Below are 18,135 nucleotides of genomic sequence, written 5' to 3'. Positions count from 1 at the left end.
AGCCCCCTCCCACATTAGCAAGCAAGCTAATTATTCCATTTGACTTTCGCTGCCTAGGCAGTAACATCTCGTCATACATTCACTGCCTAGGCAGTAATAAGGTGACTTCCGATGCCTCATTTCACCCCCGAAAACTTCCACAACTGCCACCTTGGCCTGTTGCTGGGCCGCGCGGCGATCCTAAAGGACCGCATCATCGACACCCACATGGAACCCCACGGCATCACTGCCGCGCAGTTCAAGGTGTTGATCATCATGGCCCAGTTCGGCGTCGACACCCCGGCAGAGCTGTGCCGCAACCTGTCCCTGGACAGCGGTTCGATGACCCGCATGCTCGACCGGCTGGAGCAGAAAAATTTGCTCAGCCGCCAGCGTTCCGAGCTGGACCGTCGCCAGGTGCAGTTGGTGCTGACTGCCGACGGCCAGCGCCTGGCAGACATGCTGCCGCACATAGGCGCCCAAGCGTTGAACCAGCTGGCGGGCGTACTTGAGCCCGGCGAGCTGCAAACCCTGGAACGGATCCTCAAGAAAATTCTGATAGCTGCCGGTGATCCCATCACCCTGCAGCGGGTAGGTAAAGAATGAACACACGTGCCCTATGCCTGGTGCTTGTGGCCATGAGCATGGCCGGTTGCGCCAACTTCAGCGGCCTCGACACCCAGGGCAAGCGCCTCGACGCCAACACCTTGCAAACCGGCAAATCCCTGAGCGGCGTGACCCTGTCGAATGCTGCCTGGCCCAGCGCCGACTGGTGGAAAAGCCTCGGCGACCCGCAGCTCGACGGCCTGATCCAGGAAGCCCTGCAAAACAGTCCCGACATGCAAGTCGCCAGCGCCCGTGCCCATCAGGCCGAAGCCGCCGCCTATGCCGCGAATGCCGCGCGCATGCCGACCCTGGATGCCAGCGCCGGCGTGAGCCGTTCACGCCTGGCCAAGGACCAGGACCCGCGCGGCGAGGGCGATGCCTATTCGACCGTGCGTAATATCGGTGCCAGCTTCAATTACAACTTCGACCTCTGGGGTGGCCAGCGCGCCGCCTGGGAAGCCGCGTTGGGCCAGGCCCGCGCCGCCGAAGTCGACCAGCAGGCCGCGCGCCTGACCCTCGCCGCCGATGTGGCCAAGGCCTACAGCGACCTGGGCCAGGCGCATATCGTGCGAGACCTGGCCAGCGATGACCTCAAGCGCACCCGGCAAATGCTCGACTTGAGCAAGCGTCGCCTCAGCGCGGGCATCGACAGCCAGTACCAGTACCAGCAGACCGAGAGCCTGGAAGCCAGCTCCCAGTCGCAACTGATCGACGCGGAAAAACAACTGCAGAGCGCCAAGATCGCCCTGGCGGTGTTGCTTGGCAAAGGCCCGGACCGCGGCAATGAGCTGGCGCGCCCCAGCGTGTTGAAACCCGCCGCCGTCGCCGTCCCTTCGGTGCTGCCCGCCGAACTGCTGGGCCGTCGCCCGGACCTGATCGCCGCGCGTTGGCGAGTCGAGGCGGCGAGCAAGGACATCGCCGCCAGCAAGACGCGCTTCTACCCCAACCTCAACCTCAGCGCGAGCGCCGGGGCCGAGTCGTTGCTGGGGGATGCGATGTTCGGCTCGGCCAGCCGCTTCTTCAATATTGCGCCGACGATCTCGCTGCCGATCTTCGACGGCGGCCGCCTGCGCGCCGACCTCGATGCCCGCGATGCCGACTACGACCTGGCGGTAGCCCAGTACAACAAGACCTTGGTGCAGGCCTTGGGCGATATCGGCAACACCCTTTCGCAACTGCGCGAAACCGGTCGGCAGATCCAGGCCCAGCAACATGCTGCGGACATTGCCCAGCAGTCTTACGACACCGGCATGCAGCGCTACAGCTCAGGGATCGGTAACTACCTGGATGTGCTCAGCATCGAGCAGCAATTGCTGCAGGCCCAGCGTCAGCTGGCGACCCTGAATGCCGCGCAGATCGATCTGTCGATTCAATTGATGCAGGCCCTGGGTGGCGGATACAACGCCGACAACGTGGCGTCGACCACCCCAGCCACTCGCACGGAATAATTTGAGGTATTTGTCATGGCCACTGCCGAAAACACCAACGCTACAGAACAACCCAAAGACAACAACCCGCGCAAACGCAAAGTCATGCTGATTGGCCTGGCGCTGATCGTCATCCTCTGTGTTGTGGGCGTATGGGGCTGGTATGAACTCTACGGGCGCTTCAACGAAAGCACCGATGATGCCTATGTGAACGGCAACGTGGTGGAAATCACCCCGCTGGTCACCGGCACCGTGGTCAGCATCGGCGCCGACGATGGCGACCTGGTCCACGAAGGCCAGGTGCTGATCAACTTCGACCCCAACGACGCCGCCGTCGGCCTGCAAAGTGCCCAGGCCAACCTGGCCCGCACCGTGCGCCAGGTGCGTGGCTTGTACAGCAACGTCGATGGCATGAAAGCCCAGGTCAACGCACAGAAAGCCGACGTGCAAACCGCCCAGGACAATTTCAACCGCCGTAAGACCCTGGCCCAGGGCGGCGCGATTTCCCAGGAAGAACTGTCCCACGCCCGTGACAGCCTGACCGCCGCCAAGAACGCCCTGACCAACCTTGAGCAACAACTCAAGACCAGCAACGCGCTGGTGGATGACACCGTGATCTCGTCCCACCCGGACGTGCAAGCGGCCGCTGCGCAACTGCGCCAGGCGTACCTGGCCAATGCCCGCAGCACCTTGATCGCACCGGTCACCGGCTATGTGGCCAAGCGCACCGTGCAACTGGGCCAGCGTGTGCAGCCGGGTACTGCGCTGATGGCGGTGATCCCGCTGAACCAGCTGTGGATCGACGCCAACTTCAAGGAAACCCAGCTGCGCGATATGCGCATTGGCCAGCCGGTGGACATTGAGTCGGACATCTATGGCAGCGATGTTAAGTACAGCGGCACCGTAGATAGCCTCGGCGCCGGTACCGGCAGCGCGTTTGCCCTGCTGCCGGCGCAGAACGCCACCGGTAACTGGATCAAGATCGTGCAACGGGTGCCGGTACGCATCCACATCAATGCCGAAGAACTGGCCAAGCACCCGCTGCGGGTCGGCTTGAGCACGGTGGTGAATGTGGACCTGCATGACCAGAGCGGCCCGGTGCTGGCGCAACAGGCGCCGCAGAAGGCTTCGTTCACCACCAACGTGTATGACCGCCAATTGGCCGAGGCTGACGCCATGATCACCCAGTTGATCCATGACAACAGCAACGCCGCGCCCAAGGCTGTGCAACGCTGATGAGCAATAACGCCTCCTTCACGCCGCCCAGCCTGTTGATGGCCACTATTGGCCTGTCGCTGGCGACCTTTATGCAGGTGCTCGACACCACCATCGCCAACGTGGCGTTGCCGACCATTTCCGGCAACCTCGGCGTGAGTTCGGAGCAGGGCACCTGGGTCATCACCTCGTTTGCGGTGAGCAACGCCATCGCCTTGCCGCTCACCGGTTGGTTGAGCCGGCGTTTTGGCGAAGTGAAGCTGTTTTTGTGGGCCACCATTCTGTTTGTGCTGGCCTCGTTCCTCTGCGGTATTTCCACCTCGATGCCCGAGTTGATCGGCTTCCGGGTGCTGCAAGGTCTGGTGGCCGGGCCGTTGTACCCGATGACCCAGACCTTGCTGATCGCGGTCTACCCGCCGGCCAGGCGTGGCATGGCCCTGGCGCTGTTGGCGATGGTCACGGTGGTGGCGCCGATTGCGGGGCCGATCCTCGGTGGCTGGATCACTGACAGCTACAGCTGGCCGTGGATCTTCTTTATCAACGTCCCCATCGGTATCTTTGCGGTGATGGTGGTGCGTTCGCAGCTCAAGAAACGCCCGGTGGAAACCAGCTACCAACCGATGGATTACGTCGGGCTGCTCAGCCTGATCGTCGGTGTCGGCGCCCTGCAGATCATCCTCGACAAGGGCAACGACCTGGACTGGTTCGAATCCAACTTCATCATTGTGGGCGCGGCGATTTCGGTGATTGCCCTGGCGGTGTTCATCATCTGGGAAATGACCGACAAGCACCCGGTGGTCAACCTGCGGCTGTTTGCCTACCGTAACTTTCGCATCGGCACGATTGTGTTGATCTTGGGGTACGCGGGCTTCTTCGGCATCAACCTGATCCTGCCGCAATGGCTGCAAACCCAGATGGGCTATACCGCCACCTGGGCCGGCCTGGCGGTGGCGCCGATCGGCATCCTGCCGGTGCTGATGTCACCGTTTGTGGGCAAGTACGCGCACAAGTTCGACCTGCGCCTGCTGGCAGGCCTGGCGTTCCTGGCGATTGGCCTGAGCTGCTTTATGCGCGCGGGCTTCACCAATGAGGTGGACTTCACCCACATCGCCCTGGTGCAGTTGTTCATGGGCATCGGCGTGGCGCTGTTCTTCATGCCGACCTTGAGCATCCTGATGTCCGACCTGCCACCGCATCAGATTGCCGACGGCGCTGGTCTTGCGACCTTTCTGCGGACCCTGGGCGGCAGTTTTGCGGCCTCGTTGACCACCTGGATCTGGATTCGCCGGGCAGACCAGCACCATGCGTACATGAGCGAGAACATGACCACCTATGACTCCGCCACCCGCGACGCACTGCAGGCGCTCGGTGGGGCAGGGCACAAGGCCTACGCCCAACTGGACCAGATCCTCACCAGCCAGGCGTACATGATGTCCACCGTGGATTACTTCACGTTGCTGGGGTGGATGTTCATGGGGTTGATGCTGCTGGTGTGGCTGGCGAAGCCGCCGTTTGGTGCCAAGGCAGGGCCGGAAGCGTCCGGCCACTGATTGGCAAAGACTGAAATGCAATCAATTGTGGGAGGGGGCTTGCCCCCTCCCACATTTTGATCTCTGTTCACATTGGATCAGTGGGATTCGAGGATCAGTTGCCAGGCAACGCCAGCTGCGGATTGACGAAGTCAAACGCCGCTAACTGAAACCCTTGCTCATCTGCCTGCAACGCCCAGCCCTGCTTGTCCCAATCCCCCAGCACAATGCGCTTGGCCGCCTGGTCACCAATCTGCAACTTGTGGATCGCCGGGCGGTGCGTATGGCCGTGGACCAGGGTGCGCACGCCGAACTGCTGCATCACCCGCGGCACTTCCTCGGGCGTGACATCGACAATGTCGTTGGCCTTCATGCGCGTTTGCGCACGGCTTTCACTGCGCAGCTTGCGCGCCAGCCGATGGCGGGTGCGCAACGGCAAGTGACGCAGGATAAACAGCACAATCGGGTTACGCAGGATGCGCCGCAGCTTCATATAGCCAAGGTCGCGGGTGCAGAGGCTGTCGCCGTGCATCAACAGCACGGGTTCGCCTGCGAGCTGCACGACACTCGGATCCTTGAGCAACGTGGCGCCTGCCGCTTTGCAGAACGCTTTGCCGAGCAGGAAGTCGCGGTTGCCATGCATGATAAAAATCGGGGTACCGCTGTCGCTCAGCTCGCGCAGAGCCTCGCAGATCGAACGCTGGAAGGGCGTCATCCCATCGTCGCCAATCCAGGCTTCAAAGAAGTCCCCCAGAATGTACAACGCCTGGGCGCCACGGGCGCGGGTGTGGAGCAGATCCAGAAACGCCCGGGTAATGTCCGGGCGTTCCTCTTCCAGATGCAAATCTGAAATCAGTAATATCACTCAACGATCTCGGCTTTCTCGACGATCACGTCTTCGACCGGAACGTCCTGGTGACCGGCCTTGGAGGTGGTCGACACGCCTTTGATCTTGTCGACAACGTCCTGGCCTTCGGTGACTTTACCGAACACGGCGTAGCCCCAGCCCTGTACGTTCTTGCCGCTGTGGTTCAGGAAGGCGTTGTCGGCCACGTTGATGAAGAACTGCGCGGAGGCCGAATGCGGCTCCATGGTACGGGCCATGGCGACGGTGTACTTGTCGTTGGAAAGGCCGTTGTCCGCTTCGTTCTGGATGCTTGGGCGCTTGTCTTTCTTTTCTTTCATGCCCGGCTCGAAACCGCCGCCCTGGACCATGAAGTTACCGATGACACGGTGGAAAACCGTGTTTTCGTAGTGGCCGGCCTTAACGTACTCGATGAAGTTGGCGACGGTGATCGGCGCTTTCTCGGCGTTCAGCTCGATGACGATGTCACCGTGGTTGGTGGTCAGTTTGACTTGGGTCATGTTCACTACTCTTTTCAGGGAATTCGTGGGTTTGGACGCCTGGGGCGCCTTACCTGTCTGGCTAAACGGCGGCCAAGGCGCGCAGTTTAGCGTGCCCGGCAGGAATTTCGAGGTGGTTTTTTACCGCCCGGTTAATTAAAGCAGCAGTTTTTGGTCGTGACCTGTCAGTGTCTTGACAGCATCAGCTATGATATCGCCTTTGTTTTATCTGGCCCCAACCGGCCACGAACCTGTCTGTTCAAGGATCCTATGAGCAAGCCCACTGTCGACCCTACCTCGAATTCCAAGGCCGGACCTGCCGTCCCGGTCAATTTCCTGCGCCCGATCATCCAGGCGGACCTGGATTCGGGCAAGCACACGCAGATCGTCACCCGCTTCCCGCCAGAGCCCAACGGCTACCTGCACATCGGTCACGCCAAGTCGATCTGTGTGAACTTCGGCCTGGCCCAGGAGTTCGGTGGCGTCACGCACCTGCGTTTCGACGACACCAACCCGGCCAAGGAAGACCAGGAATACATCGACGCCATCGAAAGCGACATCAAGTGGCTGGGCTTCGAGTGGTCCGGTGAAGTGCGCTATGCCTCCAAGTACTTCGACCAGCTGTTCGACTGGGCCGTCGAGCTGATCAAGGCCGGCAAGGCCTACGTCGACGACCTCACTCCGGAGCAGGCCAAGGAGTACCGTGGCACGCTGACCGAACCGGGCAAGAACAGCCCGTTCCGCGACCGTTCGGTAGAAGAGAACCTCGACTGGTTCGCCCGCATGCGCGCCGGTGAGTTCCCGGACGGTGCCCGCGTGCTGCGCGCCAAGATCGACATGGCCTCGCCGAACATGAACCTGCGCGACCCGATCATGTACCGCATCCGCCACGCCCACCACCACCAGACCGGCGACAAGTGGTGCATCTACCCGAACTACGACTTCACCCACGGCCAGTCGGACGCCATCGAAGGCATCACCCACTCCATCTGCACCCTGGAGTTCGAGAGCCATCGCCCGCTGTACGAGTGGTTCCTGGACAGCCTGCCGGTACCGGCGCACCCGCGTCAGTACGAATTCAGCCGCCTGAACCTCAACTACACCATCACCAGCAAGCGCAAGCTCAAGCAACTGGTGGATGAAAAGCACGTCAATGGCTGGGACGACCCACGCATGTCGACCCTGTCGGGCTTCCGCCGCCGCGGCTACACCCCGGCGTCGATCCGCAACTTCTGCGAGATGGTCGGCACCAACCGCTCCGACGGTGTGGTCGACTACGGCATGCTCGAGTTCAGCATCCGCCAGGACCTCGACGCGAACGCGCCGCGCGCCATGTGCGTGCTGCGTCCGTTGAAAGTCGTGATTACCAACTACCCGGAAGACAAGGTCGACCACCTCGAACTGCCGCGTCATCCGCAGAACGAAGCACTGGGCGTGCGCAAGCTGCCGTTTTCGCGTGAAATCTACATCGACCGCGATGACTTCATGGAAGAGCCGCCCAAAGGCTACAAGCGCCTGGAGCCGAACGGCGAAGTGCGCCTGCGCGGCAGCTACGTGATCCGTGCCGACGAAGCGATCAAGGACGCCGATGGCAACATCGTCGAACTGCGTTGCTCCTACGACCCGGAAACCCTGGGCAAAAACCCTGAAGGCCGCAAGGTCAAGGGCGTGATCCACTGGGTGCCGGCCGCTGCCAGCATCGAGTGCGAAGTGCGCCTGTACGATCGCCTGTTCCGTTCGCCGAACCCTGAGAAGGCCGAAGACAGCGCCAGTTTCCTCGACAACATCAACCCAGACTCCCTGCAAGTTCTCACCGGTTGTCGTGCCGAACCCTCTTTGGGCGACGCACAGCCGGAAGACCGTTTCCAGTTCGAGCGCGAAGGCTACTTCTGCGCGGATATCAAGGACTCGAAACCTGGTCAGCCGGTATTCAACCGTACCGTGACCTTGCGTGATTCGTGGGGCCAGTGATTCTGTTTTAAGGAACTGTCGTGCTAACGATCTACAACACACTCAGCAAGACCAAAGAAGTCTTCAAGCCGCTGGATGGCAACAAGGTGCGCATGTACGTGTGCGGCATGACCGTGTACGACTACTGCCACATCGGCCACGGCCGCAGCATGGTTGCCTTCGACCTGGTGACCCGCTGGTTGCGTTTCAGCGGCTATGACTTGACCTATGTGCGCAACATCACCGACATCGACGACAAGATCATCAACCGCGCCAATGAAAACGGCGAGTCGTTCGACGCGCTGACCGAGCGCATGATCGCCGCCATGCACGAGGACGAGGCGCGCCTCAACATCCTCAAGCCGGACATGGAACCGCGTGCCACGGACCACATCCCTGGCATGCACGCGATGATCCAGACCCTGATCGACAAGGGTTACGCCTACGCCCCAGGCAACGGCGACGTGTACTACCGCGTCGCCAAGTTCATGGGCTATGGCAAGCTGTCGCGCAAGAAAATCGAAGACCTGCGCATTGGCGCGCGTATCGAAGTCGACGAAGCCAAGCAGGATCCGCTCGACTTCGTGCTGTGGAAAGGCACCAAGCCCGGCGAGCCGAGCTGGGAATCGCCGTGGGGCGCCGGGCGTCCGGGCTGGCACATCGAGTGCTCGGTGATGTCCACCTGCTGCCTGGGTGAGACCTTCGACATTCATGGCGGCGGCAGCGACCTCGAGTTCCCGCACCACGAAAACGAAATCGCCCAGAGCGAAGCCGCCACCGGCAAGACCTACGCCAACGCCTGGATGCACTGCGGCATGATCCGCATCAATGGCGAGAAGATGTCCAAGTCCTTGAACAACTTCTTCACCATCCGCGACGTACTGGAAAAGTACCACCCGGAAGTGGTGCGTTACCTGCTGGTGTCCAGCCACTACCGCAGCGCCATCAACTACTCGGAAGACAACCTCAAGGACGCCAAGGGCGCCCTGGAGCGGTTCTACCACGCGTTGAAAGGCTTGCCCGCCGTTGCACCGGCGGGCGGCGAAGCGTTCGTGGCACGGTTTACCGAAGTCATGAACGACGACTTCGGCACCCCCGAAGCCTGCGCCGTGCTGTTCGAGATGGTGCGCGAGATCAACCGGTTGCGTGAGACTGATCTCGACGCGGCAGCGGGTCTGGCGGCGCGCCTGAAAGAACTGGCGAGCGTGCTGGGTGTGTTGCAGATGGAAGCCGACGACTTCCTGCAAGCCGGCGCTGAAGGGCGTGTGGATGCGGCTGAGGTCGATGCGCTGATCCAGGCGCGTCTGGCGGCGCGTGCCAACAAGGACTGGGCGGAGTCCGACCGTATCCGTGACCAACTGACCGCGATGGGCGTGGTGTTGGAAGACGGCAAGGGCGGGACTACCTGGCGGTTGGCTGATCAGGCCTGATTGGCAAACGCCGGATGAAAAGCGCCCCGACTGGTTCGGGGCGTTTTTTTGCATACCGTTTTAGTGAGCGGATCACCCGGTCCAGTGTGGGAGGGGGCTTGCTCCCGATAGCAGTGGACCAGTCAGCTCATCTGTAGCTGGCCCACCGCCATCGGGAGCAAGCCCCCCCACATTTTTTACTGTGTCAGCTTCATAAATCAGCGGCGGCTGCTGACCTCAGCCGGTACATCATCACCGGCCATACGCTTGCGAAACAGCGCCGTACGCGCCAGCAGCAACGTGGTCACCGGCACGGTGATCGCCAACAAAATCGGTATCAACCACCCGTGCAACACCGGCCCGGACTTGAGCACCGAAAAGTAGATGATCGACGCCAACGCCACGCACCACGCGCCCAGCGTCGAGGCCAGTGCAGGCGGGTGCATGCGCTGGAAGAAGTCTTTCATGCGCAGCAAGCCAATCGCGCCGATCAGTGCGAACACGCTGCTCAACACCAGCAGGACCGCGACGACGATTTCCATCCATAACGGCATCATTCAATTACCTCCCCACGCAGCAGGAATTTCGCCAGGGCAAACGAGCCCACGAAGCCGAACAGCGCAATCAGCAGCGCCGCTTCAAAGTAGGTGTCACTGGCATAACGAATACCGAGCACCAGCATCATCAGCATCGCCAGGATGTACAGATAGTCCAGCGCCAGTACCCGGTCTTGAGCTGAAGGGCCTTTGAACAGGCGGATTAACGTCAGCACCATGGCCAGTGAGAACAGGAACAGGCTGAACAGGATCGCATTGGAGAGCAGGGGGCTCATTCGAAGATCTCCATCAATGGCCGCTCGTAGGCGCTTTTGAAGTGTTCGATAAACGCCGCTTCATCCTCCAGGTCGAACACGTGCAGCAGCAGGATGCTGCGGTCCAGCGCCAGTTCCGACCAGATGGTGCCGGGGACCACGGTGGTGATCATCGACAGGGCGGCGAGGCCGTTGGGGTCGCGCAGGTTCAGGGGGATTTTGACGAAGTGCGAACGCGGTGGGCGTGAACCGCACATCAGCACGCCCCAGGCCACTTGCAGGTTGGAGACGATCACATCGCGGCCGACCACGAAGAACAGGCGGATGATCACGCCGGGGCGGCGGACGCGGATCGGCAGCGGGCGCAGCGGCGCCATCAGCAGCGGTGCGAGAAAGCCCAGCAGCGCGCCCAGCAGCAGGTTGCCGGGGCTGACGGACAGGTTCAGCACCAGCCACAGCAACCACAATGCCAGCGACAACCACGGGGCAGGCAACAGGCGCTTCATGGTTGCACCTCCAGGGCGGCGGTCTTGGCTTCGGGGCTTGGAACCGGGCGGGTCGCCATCACCGCCATGACGTAGTTCTCCGGATTGTTCAGGCTCTGGGCAGTAGCCTGGGTGTAGCGCATCAGCGGCTCGGCCTTGAAGGTCAGCAGGATGCTCAGGCCCAGCAGGAAGAAGATCGGCACGCATTCATAGCGGCGCAGCAAGGGCGATGGGCGCTCTTCCGGGGTCCAGAAACGCTGGATGCCCAGGCGGGCGAAAGCGATCAGCGAGGCCAGACCAGAGAGGATCAACAGCGCCACCAAACCCCAGGCCGCAGGACGAACAGGTTCATCCACACTGACGCCCAGGCCCAGAGGATTAACCAGCGCACTCAGCAGGCTGAGCTTGCCGATAAACCCGGACAGCGGCGGCATGCCGATAATCAGCAGGGCGCAGGCGACAAAGCTCAAGCCAAGGAAGGCCATGGTCCACGGGATTACCTGGCCGACCACGGCTTTCTGCTCGTCATCCAGGTTGACGCCAGGGCGCGGATGCAGGGATTCCATGGCCTTGGGCAGTGCGTCGATCTCTTCATCCAGCGGCAGGTCGTTGGCCGAGCGCGAACGTTCGATCAATTCGGCCAGCAGGAACAGCGCGCTCAACGCCAGCGTGGAGCTGACCAGATAGAACAGCGCTCCGGCGGTCAGGCTTGGCTGGGCGAAACCAACGGCCGACAGCAGGATCCCGGCCGAGACCAGGATGCTCAAGCTGGCCATGCGCTCCAGTCGCTGCGCCGCCAGCATTGCCAGCGCCGCGCAGATGATCGTGGCCATGCCGCCGTACACCAGCCAGTCGCCGCCGAACAATGCCGACGCGCCGGCCTGGCCGGAGAACAGCAGGGTCCACAGGCGCAGCACGGTGTACACGCCGACCTTGGTCATGATCGCGAACATCGCCGCCACCGGCGCACTGGCCGAGGAGTAGGCGGGGGCCAGCCAGAAGTTCAGCGGCCACATGCCGGCCTTGGCCAGGAATGCGGTGGCGAGGATCGCCGCACCGGCATGCAGCAGGCCGCGATCGGCCTCGGGCACGAGTGGGATTTTCAGCGCCAGATCAGCGAAATTCAGCGTACCGGTGACGCCGTAGATCATCGCCGCGCCAATCAGGAACAACGACGACGCCAGCAGGTTGATCGCGATGTAATGCAGGCCCGACGACACCCGCGCCCGGCCCGAGCCGTGCAGCATCAAGCCGTAGGACGCCGCCAGCAGCACCTCGAAGAACACGAACAGGTTGAACAGGTCCGCCGTGAGGAACGCGCCGTACAGGCCCATCATCTGGATCTGGAACAGCGCATGGAAGCTGGTACCGGCACGGTCCCAACGGGCCATGGCGAACAGCAGCGCACTCACGCCGATGATCCCGGTGAGCACCAGCATCAATGCCGAGAGTTGGTCCACCACCAGCACGATACCGAACGGCACCTGCCAGTTGCCCGGCAGGTAGACGCCAATCGAGCCGGGGCCACCTTGTTGCGTCCAGTACAGCAGCAAAACGGCAATGCCCAGACCGATCAGGCTGGAGAACAGATTGATCTTGGCTTTGAGCGGGCGGCGTTTTTCACCGAGCATCAGCATCAGCGCGGCGGTGAGCAACGGCAGCAAGATGGGGGCGACGATCAGTTGGTTGACCCAATTCATTCCTTGGGCTCCCGGCCGTCCACATGGTCAGTGCCGGTCAGGCCCCGTGACGCCAGCAGTATCACTAGGAACAACGCAGTCATGGCGAAGCTGATCACGATGGCCGTGAGCACCAGGGCCTGGGGCAGGGGGTCGGTGTAGTTGAGCAGGTCTTGCGGCACGCCGTCCTTGATGATCGGCTCCTTGCCGATAAACAGGCTGCCCATGCTGAAAATGAACAGGTTGACCCCGTATGACAACAGGCACAGGCCCATCACCACCTGGAACGTCCGTGGCCGCAGGATCAACCAGACGCCGGAGGCCGCCAGGACCCCAATGGCAATTGCGATGACTTCTTCCATCAGGCGGCTCCTTCGGTGGCGGCGACTACTTTGGCCTGGTTGCTCGGTTTATGCGCACGCACCGACTGGTGGCCGAGGGCGGTGAGCATCAGCAGCGTCGAGCCGACGACCATGGCGTACACGCCGACGTCGAAGAACAACGCGCTGGCGATATGAATATCGCCCAGCAGCGGCAGGCTGAAATGCCAAGTGTGGGTGGTGAGGAACGGGTAGCCGACAAACAACGCGCCGATCCCGGTCAGCGTCGCCGAGAACAGGCCGAAGCCCATCCAGCGCATCGGCCGCAGGCTCATCTGCGCCTCGACCCACTGGGTGCCGGCGACCATGTATTGCAGGATAAACGCCACCGACATCACCAGGCCCGCGACAAACCCGCCGCCCGGTTGGTTGTGGCCGCGCATGAACAGGTAGAACGACACCACCAGCGCAATCGGCAGCAGCAGGCGCACCAGCACCGCCGGCACCATCATGAAGCCCAGTGCGGTGTCGCTGGCCTGGCGCGGGTTGACCAGGTCGGTGGCCACGTCGGGTGCCAACTGCCGCTGTTGCGCGGGCAGTTGCATACTTTCCTTGGACGGGCGGAAGCGCCGCAGCAGGGCGTAGACGGTCAGCGCCACGGCGCCGAGCACGGTGATTTCGCCGAGGGTATCGAAGCCACGGAAGTCCACCAGCATCACGTTCACCACATTGCTGCCACCCCCTTCGGGCAGGGCGCGGCTCAAGTAGAACGAGGAAATATCGTTGGGCGTCTGGCGCGTCAGCATCGCGTAGGACAGCAACGCCATCCCGCCGCCCACCACGGTGGACAGCAGGAAGTCGCGCAGACGACGGATGCGGGCCTTGCGCAGCGAACCGGGCAGTGGCGATACCTCTTCGATCCGCCGAGGCAGCCAGCGCAGGCCCAGCAGGATCAGCACGGTGGTGACGACTTCTACCACCAACTGCGTCAGCGCCAGGTCCGGCGCCGAGAACCACACGAAGGTGATGCAGGTCATCAGGCCGCACACGCTGACCATGGTCAGGGCCGCGAGCCGGTGGTACTTGGCTTGCCAGGCGGCGCCCAGGGCACAGGCAATCGCCAGCAGCCACAGGGTGACGAACACGATGGAGCCCGGGATCTTCGGCCGGTCGCCCCAGGTAAGGCCGCTGTTGATCATCGGGATCATGGCGCCGATCACTGCGACGATCACCAACAGGAACAATTGGGTCTGGAGGCGCTTGGTGCTGATGCGTTTCTCGATCCTGCGCACGCCGCGCATCATCACCACCAGGCTGCGCTCGAAGCCGCGCTTGCCGTTGAAGTAGCTGATGACCGGCGGGTACTTGAAGCGGCCGCGCTTGAGTTGTTTGCGCAACAGCAGGTAGAGCACCACGCCACCGGACATGGCCACCAGGCTCATGATCATCGGCGCATTCCAGCCATGCCAGATCGCCAGGCTATATTCCGGCAGCACGCCTCCGACCACCGGCAGCGCTGCGGCGGCGAGGATCGAACCGACCACCTGGGCCGGGAAGATCCCCACCAGCAGGCAGGTGAATACCAGCAGCTCAACCGGGGCGCGCATCCAGCGCGGGGGTTCGTGAGGCGTGTGGGGTAAGTCGGTGGCGGGCGGGCCGAAGAACACATCCACGGTAAAGCGCAGGGCGTAGGCCACGCTGAACGTACCGGCGATGGTCGCGATCATGGGCAGGGCGATTTCCACCCATTGGGTTGACGAGATAAACACGGTTTCGGCGAAGAACATCTCTTTGGACAGGAAACCATTGAGCAATGGCACGCCCGCCATGGATGCGCTGGCCACCATCGCCAGGGTCGCGGTAAACGGGATCAACCGCACCAGCCCGCTGAGTTTGCGGATGTCCCGCGTGCCGCTTTCGTGGTCGATGATGCCCGCCGCCATGAACAGCGAGGCCTTGAAAGTGGCGTGATTGAGGATGTGGAACACGGCGGCGACAGCGGCCAGCGGGCTGTTGAGGCCCAGCAGCAGGGTGATCAGCCCGAGGTGGCTGATGGTGGAATAGGCTAAAAGGCCTTTGAGATCATTCTGGAACATGGCGCAGTAAGCGCCGAGGAGGAGGGTGAGCGCGCCGGCACCGCCGACGATCCAGAACCATTCTTCGCTGCCGGACAGCGACGGCCACAGGCGGGCCAGCAGGAACACGCCGGCTTTCACCATCGTCGCCGAGTGCAGATAGGCTGACACCGGGGTCGGTGCGGCCATGGCATGGGGCAGCCAGAAGTGGAACGGGAACTGCGCGCTTTTGCTCAGCGCGCCGATCAGCACCAGGGCGAGCATCACCGGGTACAGCGAATGCGCGCGAATCTGGTCGCCGGCGGCCAGCACCCGATCCAGGTCATAGCTGCCGACGATATGCCCCAGCAGCATCACCCCGGCCAGCAGGCACAAGCCGCCCGCGCCGGTGACCATCAACGCCATGTACGCACCACGACGCGCATCGGCGCGGTGGTGCCAGTAGCCGATCAACAGGAACGAGAACAGGCTGGTCAGTTCCCAGAAGAACACGATCTGGATCAGGTTGCCGGAAATCACCAGCCCGAGCATCGCGCCCATAAAGGCCAGGAAAAACGCGAAGAAACGCGGCACCGGATCGTCCGGTGACATGTAGTAGCGCGCATACAGAGACACCAGCGCGCCGATGCCGAGCACCAGCATCGAGAACAGCCAGGCAAACCCATCCATGCGCAGCACGAAGTTGAGCCCAAGGCTGGGTAACCACATGAATTCTTCGCGGATCACGCCACCGTGGGCGATCTGGGGGTAGAGCAGGGCGACTTGAACGGTTCCGACCAGGGCCACAAGGCCGGCCAGCAGGGATTCGGTGTTACGTGCATTGTGCGGCAGCAAGGCCGCCAGACAGCTGCCAATGAACGGCAGAAGCAGTAGAACTATCAGGGACATAGGCTTCTAATCTGCGGGAGTTTGGGATGCATCATACGTGCCGCTTTGACGATCACCAAACGGCAAGATGTGGCAGGATCCTACAAGATAGGTCGAATAATCCCATTTGGCAGTGTTTCGGACCCTAGCCCTGTTGCTCCTGTTCCCTCGCATCCTGCAGCTCGATGGCTTTTTGCCCTTTTGTCTTCATCTCACTCACAATCACCGCCACCACGATCAATGCCGCCCCCAGCATCGCAATCGGCGGGAACCGCTCGCCGGCGATACGCCCGACTACGCCTGCCCACACCGGCTCACCGGCATAGATCAACGTGGCTCGCGTTGGCGAAACACTCTGCTGCGCCCAGTTCATCGCGACCTGGATCACCGCACTGGTCAGGCCCAGGCCCACCGCGCTGAACAGCAGCAGCCACGAGAACCCTGGCAACGCTTCGCCCATGGGCACCACCATCAGGAACGACAGCAGCGACGCCGTCGCCAGTTGCACCACCGTCACCCGGCGTACGTCCACTTGCCCGGCGAACGCACTGATCAGGATGATCTCTGCCGCTATCGCCACGGCACCGATCAGGGTGGCGATTTCACCTGGGCTGAAATTCAGCGAAGCCCCCGCCGGTCCGGTCAACAACATCAACCCGGCAAACGCCAGCATGATGCCAATGCTCGGCATCAACCCCGGGCGACGGCCCAGCACCAGCCATTGCAGCAGCGGCACAAACGGCACATACAGTGCAGTGATGAACGCCGACTGGCTGCTCAAGATCGTCTGCAGGCCAATGGTCTGCAAGCCGTAGCCGAACATGATCGCCACGCCGATAAACACGCCCGCCTTCAGTTCGAACAGCGTCAGGTCGCGCAAGGTACGCAAGGAAAAGAACCCGACCACAATCGCCGCCGCCGCAAAGCGCAGGCCCACGAAAAACATCGGCCCGCTCACGGTCATGGCATGCTGAACCAGCAAAAACGTGCCGCCCCAAATCATGGTGATAAACACCAGGATGCATTCGGCTTTGCTGAAGCGGTTGAAACGCGAAGGGGAGGTCGGGGCAGTCATGGCGGCTCTGGTCTTGCATGGGAAAGGCACGGACCGCACAATGCGCCGCACGCTGGGCAGTATACTGCGCACATCCACCCAATGAGCAATATAGTGCACAAAGAAAATCCACAACGGGCCTCGGTCCTGCAGCACGTCAGCCAGAACGTTCGTCGCCTGCGCCATGCCGCCGACCTGAGCCAGACCGCGCTCTCGGAAAAGTCCGGGGTCAGCCGGCGCATGCTCGTTGCCATCGAGGCGGGGGAGAAGAACGTCAGCCTGTCCACCCTCGATCGCGTGGCCGAAGCATTGGATGTGGCGTTCAGCGACCTGATCCAGGCGCCGGATGTGCGCGATCACAGCCGCATCAATGAACTGGCCTGGGCGGGTGAGATTCCCGGCAGCAAGGCGGTGTTGCTCGCCAGGGCTCACGCCCGGCGCGAAGTCGAGCTGTGGGAAATGCGTCTGGAGCCGGGGGACCGCTACAGCCCCGAGCCGGACCCGGAAGGTTGGAGCGTGCAGGTGTTCGTGTTCGAAGGCAGCTTGACGTTGGTGGTGGGCGAGCAGGAAAACGCCATCAATGCCGGCGAATTCTTCATGTTTCCCAGCCACCAGCCTCATTCTTATCGCAACTCAGAGGGTGGGGTAGTGCGGTTCGTGAGAAATATAGTGATCTGATGATCAGTGTTATTTATGCCTGTCAACTGTCAGGTTTCACAGCTTACATTCTTTGGAGAGGGGACTAGAGTCGGTGTTGCCACTCAATAAAGTCGATTCATGCTAAACCAGTGAATGTTGGGTGGTTTTATCACCTCATGGAGGAAATACTGATGAAATCAAAACACCTACTCAGGGAGCAGCTGTTACCCGCTCCAGAAATAAGACCCTCTGATGGCAAGACTGTGAAGTACAGCGAGGTGACCGGTGGCAAAGGTCGGATTGTTATTCCGCAGTATCCAGGGATATCGGTAGGGCATAAGGTTTACTGGAGTGTGAAAGGAAACGGTACTGCATCTTCCTGGTTTGAGGTTGAGAAGTTGGAGCCCTGTTATGAGGCTGTTTTAAAGTTTGATATCGTATTCCTTACGGAGTCCGTCGTTGCCAGTTATTTTGTTATGCTCAATGATGAAGTACTGGGTTACTCTGATGAGAATACATATAGCGTGTCGAGATGATCTTGGATTGCTATAGGCTCCAGTGGTGCCAATACTCAGGGCCATCGCCCTGAGTATTAAAGTTGGGTATCGAATGAGTCGGAACAAGATCGTAGCCGGTGCAAGTGCTTACGGCGCCACACTATTGGGATAATTTTTTCTCGGCTTGACCGCCTAGCCCCGTATTTCTTTCGAATATCTGGTTTATTGAAAGTCCCGCTTTAACTCCGA

The 18,135-nt window shown here is 61.5% G+C and carries 17 protein-coding genes; 8 read left to right on the top strand and 9 right to left on the bottom strand.

The features are described 5' to 3' along the window. Nucleotides 1–111: 111 nt before the first annotated feature. From HCF10_RS13050 to HCF10_RS13035, 4 genes are read left to right on the top strand one after another with little or no spacing between them, the layout of a single operon-like run. The gene (locus tag HCF10_RS13050) at nt 112–585 is read left to right on the top strand and encodes a MarR family winged helix-turn-helix transcriptional regulator (protein WP_167655687.1); all 474 of its coding nucleotides are present in this window, start codon (nt 112–114) and stop codon (nt 583–585) included. Further along, complete coding sequence (locus tag HCF10_RS13045; protein WP_167655686.1) at nt 582–2,033, top strand: efflux transporter outer membrane subunit; 1,452 nt, start codon at nt 582–584, stop codon at nt 2,031–2,033. The genes HCF10_RS13050 and HCF10_RS13045 overlap by 4 nt, the downstream gene beginning before the upstream one ends. 15 nt (nt 2,034–2,048) lie before the next feature. Then, the gene (locus HCF10_RS13040) at nt 2,049–3,248 is read left to right on the top strand and encodes an HlyD family secretion protein (protein WP_167655685.1); all 1,200 of its coding nucleotides are present in this window, start codon (nt 2,049–2,051) and stop codon (nt 3,246–3,248) included. Further along, nucleotides 3,248–4,777, top strand: coding sequence for a DHA2 family efflux MFS transporter permease subunit (locus HCF10_RS13035; protein WP_131698098.1), 1,530 nt, complete (start codon nt 3,248–3,250; stop codon nt 4,775–4,777). Before HCF10_RS13040 ends, HCF10_RS13035 begins: the two co-directional genes overlap by 1 nt. A 94-nt stretch (nt 4,778–4,871) precedes the next feature. Here HCF10_RS13035 and lpxH read toward each other — a convergent pair whose 3' ends face one another. Together lpxH and HCF10_RS13025 are read right to left on the bottom strand one after the other, a co-directional pair. Next, the gene (gene lpxH / locus HCF10_RS13030) at nt 4,872–5,621 is read right to left on the bottom strand and encodes a UDP-2,3-diacylglucosamine diphosphatase (RefSeq protein WP_145337638.1); all 750 of its coding nucleotides are present in this window, start codon (nt 5,619–5,621) and stop codon (nt 4,872–4,874) included. Next, nucleotides 5,618–6,121 carry a peptidylprolyl isomerase gene (locus tag HCF10_RS13025; protein WP_065927032.1) on the bottom strand — a complete coding sequence of 168 codons (504 nt, stop codon included), beginning with the start codon at nt 6,119–6,121 and terminating at the stop codon, nt 5,618–5,620. Before HCF10_RS13025 ends, lpxH begins: the two co-directional genes overlap by 4 nt. Before the next feature lie 249 nt (nt 6,122–6,370). On the opposite strand from HCF10_RS13025, the gene HCF10_RS13020 reads away from it, so the two are divergent. Together HCF10_RS13020 and cysS are read left to right on the top strand one after the other, a co-directional pair. Beyond that, a complete protein-coding gene (locus HCF10_RS13020; RefSeq protein WP_131698096.1) occupies nt 6,371–8,071 on the top strand; it encodes a glutamine--tRNA ligase/YqeY domain fusion protein in 1,701 nt (566 codons plus the stop codon). 20 nt (nt 8,072–8,091) lie between these two features. After that, a complete protein-coding gene (gene cysS, locus HCF10_RS13015; RefSeq protein ID WP_145337639.1) occupies nt 8,092–9,480 on the top strand; it encodes a cysteine--tRNA ligase in 1,389 nt (462 codons plus the stop codon). 197 nt (nt 9,481–9,677) lie between these two features. Here the strand turns inward: cysS and HCF10_RS13010 are convergent, their stop codons facing one another. The 7 genes from HCF10_RS13010 to HCF10_RS12980 form a co-directional block, all read right to left on the bottom strand. Beyond that, on the bottom strand, nt 9,678–10,016 hold the full coding sequence (locus tag HCF10_RS13010; RefSeq protein WP_027606290.1) for a Na+/H+ antiporter subunit G: 339 nt from the start codon (nt 10,014–10,016) through the stop codon (nt 9,678–9,680). Next, complete coding sequence (locus tag HCF10_RS13005) at nt 10,013–10,291, bottom strand: K+/H+ antiporter subunit F (RefSeq protein WP_024076217.1); 279 nt, start codon at nt 10,289–10,291, stop codon at nt 10,013–10,015. The genes HCF10_RS13010 and HCF10_RS13005 overlap by 4 nt, the downstream gene beginning before the upstream one ends. Beyond that, complete coding sequence (locus HCF10_RS13000; protein WP_145337642.1) at nt 10,288–10,776, bottom strand: Na+/H+ antiporter subunit E; 489 nt, start codon at nt 10,774–10,776, stop codon at nt 10,288–10,290. Before HCF10_RS13000 ends, HCF10_RS13005 begins: the two co-directional genes overlap by 4 nt. Beyond that, entirely contained in the window at nt 10,773–12,455 is a 1,683-nt protein-coding gene (locus HCF10_RS12995; RefSeq protein WP_167655684.1) for a monovalent cation/H+ antiporter subunit D, read from the bottom strand. The genes HCF10_RS13000 and HCF10_RS12995 overlap by 4 nt, the downstream gene beginning before the upstream one ends. Continuing rightward, nucleotides 12,452–12,796, bottom strand: coding sequence for a Na+/H+ antiporter subunit C (locus HCF10_RS12990; RefSeq protein WP_167655683.1), 345 nt, complete (start codon nt 12,794–12,796; stop codon nt 12,452–12,454). The genes HCF10_RS12995 and HCF10_RS12990 overlap by 4 nt, the downstream gene beginning before the upstream one ends. Further along, a complete protein-coding gene (locus HCF10_RS12985) occupies nt 12,796–15,717 on the bottom strand; it encodes a monovalent cation/H+ antiporter subunit A (protein WP_167655682.1) in 2,922 nt (973 codons plus the stop codon). Before HCF10_RS12985 ends, HCF10_RS12990 begins: the two co-directional genes overlap by 1 nt. Nucleotides 15,718–15,841: 124 nt before the next feature. Beyond that, a complete protein-coding gene (locus tag HCF10_RS12980) occupies nt 15,842–16,771 on the bottom strand; it encodes a DMT family transporter (protein WP_131698090.1) in 930 nt (309 codons plus the stop codon). Between the two features lie 93 nt (nt 16,772–16,864). Between HCF10_RS12980 and HCF10_RS12975 the strand changes: the two genes are divergently transcribed. Both HCF10_RS12975 and HCF10_RS12970 read left to right on the top strand, forming a co-directional pair. Then, nucleotides 16,865–17,428 (top strand): helix-turn-helix domain-containing protein, encoded by a 564-nt coding sequence (locus HCF10_RS12975; RefSeq protein ID WP_167655681.1) that lies wholly within the window; start codon nt 16,865–16,867, stop codon nt 17,426–17,428. Between the two features lie 152 nt (nt 17,429–17,580). Then, on the top strand, nt 17,581–17,925 hold the full coding sequence (locus HCF10_RS12970) for a hypothetical protein (protein WP_131698088.1): 345 nt from the start codon (nt 17,581–17,583) through the stop codon (nt 17,923–17,925). Nucleotides 17,926–18,135: the final 210 nt, after the last annotated feature.

Origin of the sequence: Pseudomonas sp. B14(2022), assembly GCF_012030485.1 — a bacterium.
Taxonomy (GTDB): domain Bacteria; phylum Pseudomonadota; class Gammaproteobacteria; order Pseudomonadales; family Pseudomonadaceae; genus Aquipseudomonas.
Note: the sequence above shows the minus strand (reverse complement) of the source record. Positions and strands in the feature narration are given on the sequence as shown.

Excerpts from the sequence above, each read along its gene's own strand:
- HCF10_RS13010 (WP_027606290.1), bottom strand. The coding sequence starts at position 10,016 with ATGATGCCGTTATGGATGGAAATCGTCGTCGCGGTCCTGCTGGTGTTG.
- HCF10_RS13025 (WP_065927032.1), bottom strand. The coding sequence starts at position 6,121 with ATGACCCAAGTCAAACTGACCACCAACCACGGTGACATCGTCATCGAG.
- HCF10_RS13050 (WP_167655687.1), top strand. The coding sequence starts at position 112 with ATGCCTCATTTCACCCCCGAAAACTTCCACAACTGCCACCTTGGCCTG.
- HCF10_RS13040 (WP_167655685.1), top strand. The coding sequence starts at position 2,049 with ATGGCCACTGCCGAAAACACCAACGCTACAGAACAACCCAAAGACAAC.
- HCF10_RS12980 (WP_131698090.1), bottom strand. The coding sequence starts at position 16,771 with ATGACTGCCCCGACCTCCCCTTCGCGTTTCAACCGCTTCAGCAAAGCC.
- HCF10_RS12970 (WP_131698088.1), top strand. The coding sequence starts at position 17,581 with ATGAAATCAAAACACCTACTCAGGGAGCAGCTGTTACCCGCTCCAGAA.
- HCF10_RS13000 (WP_145337642.1), bottom strand. The coding sequence starts at position 10,776 with ATGAAGCGCCTGTTGCCTGCCCCGTGGTTGTCGCTGGCATTGTGGTTG.
- HCF10_RS13005 (WP_024076217.1), bottom strand. The coding sequence starts at position 10,291 with ATGAGCCCCCTGCTCTCCAATGCGATCCTGTTCAGCCTGTTCCTGTTC.
- HCF10_RS13035 (WP_131698098.1), top strand. The coding sequence starts at position 3,248 with ATGAGCAATAACGCCTCCTTCACGCCGCCCAGCCTGTTGATGGCCACT.
- HCF10_RS13045 (WP_167655686.1), top strand. The coding sequence starts at position 582 with ATGAACACACGTGCCCTATGCCTGGTGCTTGTGGCCATGAGCATGGCC.
- HCF10_RS12985 (WP_167655682.1), bottom strand. The coding sequence starts at position 15,717 with ATGTCCCTGATAGTTCTACTGCTTCTGCCGTTCATTGGCAGCTGTCTG.
- HCF10_RS12995 (WP_167655684.1), bottom strand. The coding sequence starts at position 12,455 with ATGAATTGGGTCAACCAACTGATCGTCGCCCCCATCTTGCTGCCGTTG.
- HCF10_RS13020 (WP_131698096.1), top strand. The coding sequence starts at position 6,371 with ATGAGCAAGCCCACTGTCGACCCTACCTCGAATTCCAAGGCCGGACCT.
- HCF10_RS12990 (WP_167655683.1), bottom strand. The coding sequence starts at position 12,796 with ATGGAAGAAGTCATCGCAATTGCCATTGGGGTCCTGGCGGCCTCCGGC.